Here is an 11,767-nt window from a genome sequence, read left to right as displayed (position 1 = left end):
CTTTGGATTGGCGGTCTGCCCAGTTACATCAAGGCTTATTTGCCGATTTCACTCTGCGAAAGTTGAGTAATTAAATAAAACATAAACCTCTTTCCACCCAGAAAAAGAACTTGAATGTTCTTGGGATGTGAGTGATAGATGGACACGAACCATTATCACTTATAGGAAAGGGGTTTTTATGTTGAATGAATTCCAAAAAGGAATGTGGGTCCGGACATTATGGGATCCAGTGAAGGCTCGAGAAGAAAGCCCTTTGATTGGCGAAAAGCAGGTGAAAGTTGCTGCTTATTGCCGGGTCAGTTCTTCTTTAGACGTACAATTGCGCTCTCTTGAAAATCAGGTAAGTCACTATACCCACCTAATTCGAGAAAAGCCCAATTGGAAGTTTGTCGGAGTGTATGTCGATAACGGGAAAAGTGGAGCTAGTGCTAAAGGACAGCGGGGATTGCAGCGTCTGCTTCGCCATTGTGAAGAAGGAAGAGTGGATTTCATCTTAACCAAAAATGTATCACGGCTTTCACGAAATGCAGAGGAATTACTGACGATCGTAGAAAAGCTGAATGCAATGAAAGTTGGGATCTTCTTTGAAAAAGAGCATATTGATACATCCGTCGAATATAATAAATTTCTTCTAAGTACGTATGCAGCCCTTGCCCAAGAAGAAATCGAGACCATTTCAACATCAACCAGGTGGGGGTTTGAAAAGAACTTCAAGAAAGGCCTCCCTCGATACAATAAAATGCTTGGTTATGATTTGGTAGAAAAAGACGGACGAAATACCCTTCAAGTTAATGAAGAAGGAGCAGCGATTGTTCGCCTTATTTTTGACTTGTTTTTGCAAGGAATGACCATGGCTGAAATTGCACGTGAATTAATGCGTCAAGGGATAAAAACATCGGTTGGCAAAGACCTGTGGAGAGGCTCGACCGTAAAACATATTTTAACGAACGTCACCTATACCGGGAACAAATTAACGAGAGTAAGAACCAAAGATCTTTTCACCAATAAAACCACCAAACATATGAGAGATGAAATTGCGATTGAAAATTGTCACCCTCCTATCATTAGTATGGAAGTATTTGAACAGACACAGAAACGCTTAGAAGAAATTAAGCCTAAGAGGAAGTCCACAGGGCCAAAAGGGAATAAACATTGTCTTTCAGGGAGAATGAACTGTCACCGCTGTGGCTATCGGTTGAACAACTATCCAACAAGAAGGGTGAACTATTGGAAGTGCCAAGCGAGTGATATCGGTGCCTGTGATTTTACATCGATTAGAGAAGACCGTTTGAGGGAGATTTTGCTGGAGGGATTCAAACAGAAATTTGATATGACGAACCCTTCCGTTCTTGATGTGGCTAGGAAGGTGCTCCAAGAGATAAATCAGAAGGACCATTTCGAGTTTCATCGGTTAAGGTGGATGACTGAACTGGAGTTAGCAAAAGAAGGGAAGGGTGAGCTGGCCAAAGTAGAACAAGCCTATAAAGAGTTTGAGCAACACATCGCCAGGATTGAAGACGATCGAATTTTTCGGAACCAAACATTGAGTTGGCTTGAGACGGTTCAAAATGTAGAGGAGTTTCTAGAAACCATTGCGATTGAACATCTCAGGGCTTGGTTGATGGGAGCGGTCATTTATTCTCAAGATGATTATCGCATTGAGTGGGTCGATGGCACAGAAAACATCGTTGGAGAGATGCCTGATAATCTACAGAAAGAAGAGATTCATGAAAGTAAGCCAAACAAGAAGTTTCAAAAGCATCAAGAGCATGAACCGCTGTATAAGGTCATTGATGCAGAAGGACACTTGAAAGAAAGGAGTGAGGAAAGCATGCAAGCACTTATGGAACGAGAAGTCATCAAAATTGAACCGAAAAAAGGGCAAAGCATGTTGAAGACGATAGAAATGAACTTGCGTGACCATCCCTCCCCAACAACAAACCAGCCGGTTATAAAACCACTTAGAACTGCTGCCTATTGTAGGGTATCTACGGATCGTGAAGAGCAGCTAACCAGTTATAAAACACAGGTAGCTTACTATACGTATTTAATCCTCAAAGATCCTCGATACGAATTTGCTGGGATATTTGCGGATGAGGGGATATCAGGAAAATCCCTTAAAAATCGAACGGATTTCAAAAAGCTGATGGATGAATGTACTCGTGAGAATATCGATTTAATCCTTTGCAAAAGCATTTCAAGGTTTAGCAGGAATACCTTAGAAACGTTAAAAGCGGTGCGGTTATTGAAGTCACTTCCTCGACCGGTTCACATTTATTTTGAGAAAGAGAACATTCATACAGAAGATGCCGATAGTGAATTGTTAATTACAATCTTCGGAAGTATTGCTCAAGAGGAAAGTATTAATATTGGCAACTCTATCGCATGGGGAAAAAGAAGTATGGCCAAGCGGGGCATCATTAAAGTAGGAAACGCCAATTATGGATATCGGATTGGAGAGAATCATGAATGGATCATCCAGGAGGAAGAAGCCAAAGTCGTAAGGCGCATTTACACTGATATTCAGGCAGGGAAAAACTACACCCAAATCATTACAGGATTAACAAGCGATCGTGTACCTAGCCCAAAAGGAAAAGAGGTATGGAGTCTTAGCACGGTGAAGGGTATCTTGCAAAATGTGGTCTACAAGGGAGATTACCTTTTTCAAAAATACATCACCTTGGATACATTAGAAGAAAAGACAGCTACAAATCAGGGCGAATTACCGCAGTATTATATTGAAGGACATCACGAATCTATTATTGATCCAGAAGATTGGGAGAAGGTCCAAACCATTATCCAACAACGCAGCGAAGCTTTCGAGCAGCGGAACCATCAAAGGTATTCAAAAGACCAACGTAAAAACTCCTCTTTCACAGAGAACATGTTTTGTGGGGAATGCGGTAATGTCTTAGGGTATGAACGGAGCTTTGAAAGAAGGGGTTCAAGGGGCACACGCGAAATCAACCGGTGGGTATGTAGGTTGGCGGAGAAATATTACGCTGTGAACGGGTGTTCATCCCAACGTTTTCATCAAGACTATCTTGAAAAGCACTTTATTAATCTATTAAAAGGACTTGAACAAGACGAGACATTTCAGCAAGAAGTAGAAAAGGTCATTGCTCAAACGGAGTTAAGTGCCGAGGAGCTACAACAAGAAGTAGCGGTACAGGAAAGGATGGAACAGCTGAATCAAGCCTTATATGAGGCGGTGGATGAAGAGCTGCATCAAGACGGGCAGGATCACCAAAGGGTGGACGAGCTCAGTGAAGAAATAGTGAAGTTGCACCAGCAATTAAAAGACTTCTCTGACCGCAAAAAGCTGGCGGAGCATTACAAGAATGAATTTAAAGAGCTGATGAAGCAAATAAGAAAGCTGGACGATGACACGAACCAGGCTTTCCCTACAGATCTTTATGAACAGTTTATTGAACAGGCCACGGTCTATAAAGATGGTAAGATTGTCTACCATTTAAGCCTCGGCTTAGAGTGGTCGACGGACGAAAGATATGAAGATTATCAAAAAATGATTTCAATGAAAAGAAAAGCGGAAAGGCATGCAAGACGAAAAGAAAAACAGGCAGCGTTTTTGAAAGGACCAGAAGTAACTGCCTTACTGGAATATTGTGAGAATCCACGGAGATGGGGAGAAATCCTAACCTTTATGAACACGAAGATGACAATCTCAGAATCCTATTTCAGAAAGAGCATTGTACTGCCATTATTGGAAGAAGGGAAGTTGGAGAAAGATTTTATACCAGGCAGTCAAAGTAAGCGAAAATATTATATGGTGAAGAAGTAATGAGAACCCACTGAGTAGGCTGATGCAGCTGCTTGGTGGGTTCTTTTTTGTTTTAGTTTTGATGATTTCATATATGCCATTTAATTTTCTTAGAAATACCTAAAATAAAGAGTGGTAAAATAAATGAAAGAAATTAATAATTAAAAATAACACTTCCTAGCCTATCTTTGTTAAAATATGTATATAAATAAAAGGTGGTTTTTACTTTGAACTCTGTTAAAGATATAATATTTCCGCAAGATATAAACAGATTACCAAACACGTCCTTGAGAGAGATATGCACTGATATTGGAGTAGACAGTACAGGTTCATCAGGGGATTTAACTAATAAAATATGGTCAAATTATGCTCGTATGCCTCAAGAAGCTTTTGATAAATTAAAAGAACAAGCTTTAGTAGGAAATACTTCTCTTGCATGGTTTCATCTAAGTACTAATGAAAGTTTAGTTGGTACAAAGGACAAAATTGTAGCCGGAATGGATTTTGACCCTTTTAGCGAAGTCAGAATTCCTAATGAAAATGAGATAACTTCTGAGCCTAAGATTATATGTGGAGCAACTTTAGGGAATGATACATTATATTACTTAAGATTTATACATAGTACGGGAACAACTACAAGTTATTTTGCAAATACTCAACATGTACGGAGTAGACAAGAAATTACTACTGTTTACATAGATGAGGAAAAAGGAATAGTAGAAATAAGATCAAACTCGACAAATGCAAGGAAAGTAGCCTCAAGTTTGGCAATTTTAATACAACAACAAATAGCTTTTGAACAAACGGATGCCTTAGCACCATATGGACATGCTGTAGAGAGATTCGCGGATGCATTAGATGGGCAGTTAATCGATACAGTTGGAAGACCAGAAGGATCTGATACCGAGTTTAAGGAAGAAGAAGGAGAATCAATCGTTAATGTACTTTCTGCACTTGATGATTACTTTAACGATAAGGACATAAATGCTCTTGAAAGTAAGTTAAATCATGAAGAACTAAATGAAGTTCTTTCTTCCACACCATTCACTACTTTGTTATTGAGTGGACTTGAGACTGTAGGTTTGGGTAGTATCAGAGAGTTGAGGGGGTTGCCGTTATATGATTACATTGAACCCTATATCCAAAAGCAAAAAGGATCAATTCTGTTTGACGTAGTTGAAAATGGTGTTGTACAAGAGTATTCTATAAAAGTAGGTATTAAAACAAAAACGGTGAAGTTTAATACACCAGCAACAGAAAAAGCTTTAGATTTTGTAAGAGAAAAAATAACAACTATTTAAAATTGCTGCATACAGTAATTAAAGGAGGGGATATGGCATGGAACAATTTGAAGATTGGCAAGTAGAAGATATGGTACTTGATACCGTCAATGGTTTGGCTGTTAGTAAGTTGAACAAATTCTATCCAACGTATGTTTCAAAGGCTACCTCACTCCCTCTGGATATTACTTTTAAGTATTTAAGTGAAATGGCTAAGAAGGGAAGGATTACTTTATCGTGGGAGTTAAGATGCGAAGAATGCTTCCGTACTCTTAAAACTGTAGATAGTATAATTCCTTTTTTAAACGATGAACTTATATGTAAATATTGTGGTGAAGAAACCACGTTTAATCGAGATAATATTTTTCCAGTCTTTTATATAAATGAGGCTTATAAAAAGCAGCAAAAAGATAATGTTCAAGTAAAAAAAAAACTCGCATTAAGGAGAGCAATAACTCTGTAGATCCTAATGAGGGCTCCCTTAGTAATTCAAAATTATGGACAAGCTTTACTGTAGATGAAATTGCTGAACTGTTAGGCGCTGATCAAAAAGTAACCTTTCAAATAATGGGGGATTTAATAGTGGGAGAAAAAAACAAGTACAGAGATATTAAAGTTGAGGCACAGAACAGTTCCATAGGGGATCACAATGAGGTTCATCAAGTTAACATACAAACTAATACCGAAATAAAAGAGGCCTTAAAAAATATCGAGCAAGAAATAAGCAAACTGAAAGATGCTGAAGAAAAAGATGATGCGGAAATATACTTCCAATCTTTAACTGATAACATTCAAAAAAATGACTCTGGAAAAATTAAAACGTGCCTAAAAAAGCTAAGTGGCATTATTGGTAACACAGGGTCTCTCATGACTATAGCAAGTTTCTTTGGTCTTGGTATTCCAGGGTTAACCTCTTAACTTTAATATAGTAATATTGCTCATTGCCTTAATAACGGGTAATGGGCTTATTTTTTTGTTGTAAAAAATGCTATGAACTAGGGCGACGGAAGAAAAAGTAATAGAACAAATCGAATCAGGCTCATCTCCTTATAAGGGAAGGTGGCCATTTTTTTGCGTTTTATGGAGTGGGATTCGCCATAAGAATGAACCGAGGAAATAGAAGGGGAAGGACTAAGAATTATCGGTCTATATAATAGTAGAGACTCGGATATTTCAATCTATATTTTGCGTATTTTTATCCATCCAGCCTCACGGCGTGCATATCAGTCATTAGGAAATTGAAAAATATGCGTCCAGCAGTTGGCGTATTTTTCGAGAAGGAGAATATCGATACATTAGACTCCAAGTCGGAACTTTTTTTAACCATCCTTTCATCGATGGCACAGGAAGAGAGTCGCAGTGTGAGCGAAAATACGAAATGGGGTGTGCAGAAGCGATTCCAGCAAGGGATTGTTCATATGCCGACCACGTTCTTCCTTGGATATGACACAACGGAAGATGGAGAAATCGTCATCAATGAAGAACAGGCAAAAGTGGTACGACGGATTTTTCGGGAGTGCCTAGATGGGAAAGGAGCCGCAACAATCGCTAAAGGTTTAACGAGAGATGGTTTAAAGACCGGGAAAGGTAATAAAACATGGACTAGTGATGCGGTCTTAAAAATTCTGAAACAGGAAAAGTACCAAGGCCACTGTCTCGCACAAAAAACGGTTACTATCGACTTTTTAACGCATAAGAGGGTGCGTAACCGCGATATCCAACCACAATATTTTGTGAAGAACACTCATCCAGCAATCATTAGTGAAGAAACCTTCGAAGCGGTACAACAGGAACTTAAACGACGAAATTTAATGCTGCGGGACCCGGATCGAAAATATCGACAGAACTATAGCAATATCAGCCCCTTTTCCAACCAGTACTATTGTGGGGAATGCGGACGACCAGTCATAAGGAGGAGGTTGACTTCAAGCAGGAAAGGGGAGAAGTATTACATTTCTGCCTGGCAATGTCGAGTCACCGCAGGGCGGGATCCAGACTATAAGCATTGTAAAACGAGCTATGTTCATGAGGCAGACCTCGAGAATACATTTATGAATGTACTACAAGAAATGAAAATGAATAAGGACAACTTGTTAGAAGATGCAAAGCAAGCCATACAAAAAGCGTCTCTTTCACCCCCGGAACAACAGCGGCTAGAGGAGCTGAATACTCAAATCGAAGCGGTAAGCGACCGAATTAGTCAACTAGCTGCGAAAGAATCAGCCACAAGCGATGCGATTTACGATGCAACCTTACGGCATTTAATCTACGAACAAGAAATCCTACAACAAGAGCGAGATAGTTTAGAAGAAAACAGACAAGAACAGCTTTACTTGGAGAAGCAATTGACCACGCTTTTGGAAACATTAGAGACCATTGAATCTTTCGGTCAATTTGATGCAGCCCTTTTTAAGACACTCATTGAACGGGGCATTATCTATAAGGAACGCATGGTAGAATTCCAGTTTAAGTGTGGCGTAAAGCGAACCATCTGTGCCAGAGAACGGAAGATACCGAAAGTGAAATAAGCGTAATTTAGTCAAATAATATAGAAACCTCTTTCCACCCGAAAAAAGTACTTGAACGTTCTAGGGATGTGAGTGATAGATGGACACGAACCATTATCACTTATAGGAAAGGGGTTTTTATATTGGATGAATTGCAAAAGGGCATGTGGGTCCGGACGCTATGGGATCCAGTCGAGGCACGGAACGAGAGTCCGCTCATTGGGGATAAGCCAGTTAGGGTAGCTGCTTATTGTCGTGTCAGTACGGATATAGAAATACAGTTACATTCGTTAGAAAACCAAGTCCAGCATTATACACATCTTATTCGGAGTAAGCCAAATTGGAAATTCGTTGGTGTGTATTTTGATAAAGGAACGAGTGGTAGGAATGCCACTAAACAAAAAGGATTACAACGTCTAATCCGCCATGCACATGAGGGCCGTGTCGACTTTATATTAACCAAAAATGTAGCTCGCTTTACTCGGAATGCGGAGCACCTTATCAAGATTGTAGGAGAGCTAAAAGAGAAGGGTGTCGGGGTGTACTTTGAAGAGCAAAAGGTAGACACCTCGGTTGAATACAATCAATTTCTCCTAACCACGTATGCAGCACTTGCCCAAGAAGAAATAGAAACCATCTCTGCTTCTACCAAATGGGGCTATGAAAAGAGTTTGCAAAAAGGTAGGCCTAAATTTGTAGATACTTACGGCTATCGAAAAATCAAACAGAATGGACAACCTACCCTCGAAATTAATGAAGACCAAGCAAAAGTGGTTCGTTCAATCTATGATTGGTTTCTACAAGGGTGGTCCATTTTAGAGATTAGTCGAGAACTCATGCGACGGGAGATTCTTACCATGAAGGGTTCGAAACTATGGGGGACAAAAACGATTAAATATATGTTGCAGAATCCTACTTATACCGGTAATAAGGTAGCCAGACTGCATTCTTCTGATTTGTTTACCAAACAAAAAACGACTAGGCTTGACCCCATCACAATTGAAAATACACATCCGGCCATCATCAGCATTGATGTATTTGACCGAGTCCAAGAAAAGATAGGGTCGCCCAATCCATCGCCACGAAAGCAACCGACCCATAAAGAACCACATGCTTTTCAGAAACAAGTCATCTGCCAGCATTGTGGGAAACACGTCAGAGTTCTTAGAAGGCGAAGCGGTAATATCTGGCGGTGCAATGCAAGGAAAGCTAACGTGTGTGAGGGGCCGGAACTGAAAGAGCAACAATTACGAAACATGATGGTAGAGGCTTTCAAGCTTAAGTTTTTGACAGACGAGCATGTTCAAATCAGTACGCTCAAGAAAATACTGACGGTTGCCAACCAACAAGATCATTTCGAGTTTCATCGGTTAAAGTGGCTGACCGAAATGGAGATGGCTCGAGACACTCATACGGATGAAGAGATGGAGGAAAAAGAAGAAGCTTATCGTGCTTTTGAAGCACATATTGAAAGTGTAGAAGATGGACGACCGTATCGAACAAGTACCATTCAATGGCTGGACACCATTTCAGACATGGAGGCCTTTTATGAACAGGTTACATTGGAGCATTTTCGGGCATGGGTAATCGGTGTATCGGTTACTACTGAACAAGATTATGAGGTGACATGGCTGGATGGTACGGTGACGACCATTGGGTCTCCTATAAAGAAAGTAGATTCATCACCTAGTAAAGAACAGCATACAGCAAAGGAGGTGACATCTGAATTGAAACTACTAAATGACAAAGGCGAATTAATTAAAAAGGACAAGGAAGCAAGGGAATCGTCTATCCCTAAAAGAGAGGTACTGAAGATTGAACCCAATAACAGTAAAGCCATACTGAATACAATAGAAGCATCGATGGAGGGAGTGAACAAACTTCCTTCTTCTCAATTAAATACGAAAGCTCCATTACGAACAGCTGCTTATTGCCGAGTGTCCACAGACCGCCTCGAGCAGCAATCCAGCTTTAAAACACAGGTTGCATACTATACGTATTTGATTTTGAAAAACCCTAATTATCAATTCGCAGGGATTTATGCAGATGAGGGGATATCAGGACGCTCAATGAAAAATCGGGATGAATTGAATCGACTCATACAAGATTGTGAACGAAATCGAATTGATGTCGTGTTGGTCAAGTCCATTTCCAGACTAAGCAGAGATATTCAAGACACGCTGGAAATCACGAGATACCTTCGCCAGCTTCCGAACCCCACCTACATTTACTTTGAACGCGAGAATATATGGACTTCGGACCCACAAGCGGATTTGATGTTATCCATTTTCGGTAGCATTGCACAAGAGGAAAGTATCAGTATGGGTAGGTCCATGGCTTGGGGCATCCGAAGCAAAGCTAAGCGAGGAATTATCCGTCGGAAAGTACCAAACTACGGATATACGATTGACGATGATTACCGCTGGCATATCGTGAAAGAAGAAGCAAGCGTGGTCCGACGCATCTTTAGAGAGGTACGAAAAGGAGCCACTGTGAGTCAAATTGCGATGGATCTTAGTGAGAGAAAGATTCCCACCCCAACTGGTAATGCAACCTGGGGAGCAAGAACGGTCACGAACATTTTAAGAAACGTGGTTTATCAGGGAGATTACTTATTCCAACAAACGGTGGCCCTTCAAAACGGTCAAAAGAGAAATGTTTTGAATGAAGGCCAAGAACCTCAATACTATATTGAAGACCATCACGAACCAATTGTTTCAAAGAAAAAATGGGAGGAAGTACAGAAAATCTTAGATGAGCGAGCGGAAGTGATCAAGCAGAAACGTTCAGCTCCTTTGCCGGAAATCAATGAGGAGAAGAATGAGGCATTCTTAGATAAGGTGATTTGTGGGGAATGCACAAAACAAGTGGTCCATTATGCGAATAAAAGACCACGAAAAAATGGTGACTATTATCAACATTATTGGGTCTGTTATCGAGCAGGCTTTCCACACTATCATGTTCATGAGCCTTGTGATTCCATGGCTCTTAACCAGGACTATTATGAGCAACATTTTCGTCACCTGTTAAAGAATATTTATGAGGACTCTACATTCTACCAGAAGGCGGAGCAGGCCATTGAACAGATGGACTTAACGCCAGAAGAGAAAGCCAAAGAAGAACAGCTGGAACAAGAAGTTCAAGCATTGAATCAAGAACTGTACAAGGTGGTTGATGAAAGCCTTCATGGACAGGGACGAAATACAGAGCGTGTCGACCAAATGACTGAAAAGCTGTGTGCCATGTATGAGAGGCTTTCAGCTTTTAGAGATCGGAAAGAAAAAGCAGAAGAGGAACGAAAAGCACTCAAGCGATTTATGAAAAAATTGAAAGCTTATATAAAAAGTGAATCGAAAGCCTTCCCAACTGAGATTTACACTGACGTTGTGAACCATGCGGCCGTTTATAAAGATGGAAGGATTGTGTATCATTTGCGTTTTGGATTGGAATGGACGACACACGAAGTGTATGCAACTTTTCAAGAACAATGTGAAAAACAGAGGTGGGCGAAGTTTAAAGAAAAACACGAAGCACTTCTTCGAGGGCCAGAAGTAGCGGCTCTTATCGAGTACTGCCATGAACCTAGGACGGTAAAAGAGATGTTAGTATTCATGCAGGAAAGAATGCAAATCGGAAAAACAAAGCTTGTTGATAGAATAGTTATGCCATTGTTTAACGAAGGAACGTTTGAACGCTTCCTGCAAAAAAGGGCACCGAACATTAGAGAATATGCTTATCAAGTAAAAGAAGCTCAGGAATAAGTGTAATCTAGCAATCTATTAATCTAACAAAAAAGCTCATTTATATAGAAGAAAAATGACCAATCAGGCTCATCTCCATGCAGGGAGGTGGGCCATTTTTTTGCGTTTTTTGGGGTGATATTCGCCATAAAAATGAATCGAGAAATTAGAGGGGAAGAGGAGTAAGAATTCCCGTCTATATAATAGTAGAAACTCGGATATTTTAATTTATATTTTGCGTATTTTTATCCGCGTCGACTCACGGCGAGAGTCATTACAAAACCGATAATCTGGAGGAGCAAGTGGCATGCATAATTAGATGCCATTTCATACATTTTTTACTTGCCAAATACAATCAGTATTGTATCGAAAAGGCTAGCCCAAAAAAGGTGCCTAGTGTAGTAAATAGATCAAAATCATAAAAAAGACCACCGTTTTCAATGTAAAATGGAAGTACCT

General features: G+C 40.1%; 6 protein-coding genes. All 6 read left to right on the top strand.

Going from position 1 to position 11,767, the window contains the following annotated elements:
* Positions 1 to 178: 178 nt before the first annotated feature.
* The 6 genes from NCCP133_RS21405 to NCCP133_RS21380 all read left to right on the top strand — a co-directional run bounded on the left by NCCP133_RS21405 (position 179) and on the right by NCCP133_RS21380 (position 11,329).
* Positions 179 to 3,802: a recombinase family protein gene (locus NCCP133_RS21405; RefSeq protein ID WP_264807266.1), complete on the top strand. Its 3,624-nt coding sequence runs from the start codon at positions 179 to 181 to the stop codon at positions 3,800 to 3,802.
* A 206-nt stretch (positions 3,803 to 4,008) separates the two neighbouring features.
* A complete protein-coding gene (locus NCCP133_RS21400; protein ID WP_264807265.1) occupies positions 4,009 to 5,082 on the top strand; it encodes a hypothetical protein in 1,074 nt (357 codons plus the stop codon).
* Between the two features lie 37 nt (positions 5,083 to 5,119).
* The gene (locus NCCP133_RS21395) at positions 5,120 to 5,524 is read left to right on the top strand and encodes a hypothetical protein (RefSeq protein ID WP_264807264.1); all 405 of its coding nucleotides are present in this window, start codon (positions 5,120 to 5,122) and stop codon (positions 5,522 to 5,524) included.
* Between the two features lie 119 nt (positions 5,525 to 5,643).
* Entirely contained in the window at positions 5,644 to 5,979 is a 336-nt protein-coding gene (locus NCCP133_RS21390) for a hypothetical protein (RefSeq protein ID WP_264807263.1), read from the top strand.
* Between the two features lie 329 nt (positions 5,980 to 6,308).
* Positions 6,309 to 7,589, top strand: coding sequence for a recombinase family protein (locus NCCP133_RS21385; RefSeq protein ID WP_264807262.1), 1,281 nt, complete (start codon positions 6,309 to 6,311; stop codon positions 7,587 to 7,589).
* 122 nt (positions 7,590 to 7,711) lie between these two features.
* Positions 7,712 to 11,329, top strand: a complete 3,618-nt coding sequence (locus NCCP133_RS21380; protein ID WP_264807261.1) for a recombinase family protein — start codon at positions 7,712 to 7,714, stop codon at positions 11,327 to 11,329.
* Positions 11,330 to 11,767 lie beyond the last annotated feature (438 nt).

It is taken from the genome of Cytobacillus sp. NCCP-133 (assembly GCF_026011715.1).
Taxonomy (GTDB): domain Bacteria; phylum Bacillota; class Bacilli; order Bacillales; family Cytobacillaceae; genus Cytobacillus.
The sequence above is the reverse complement of the archived record's forward strand: the minus strand, read 5'-3'. Positions and strand labels throughout refer to the sequence as shown.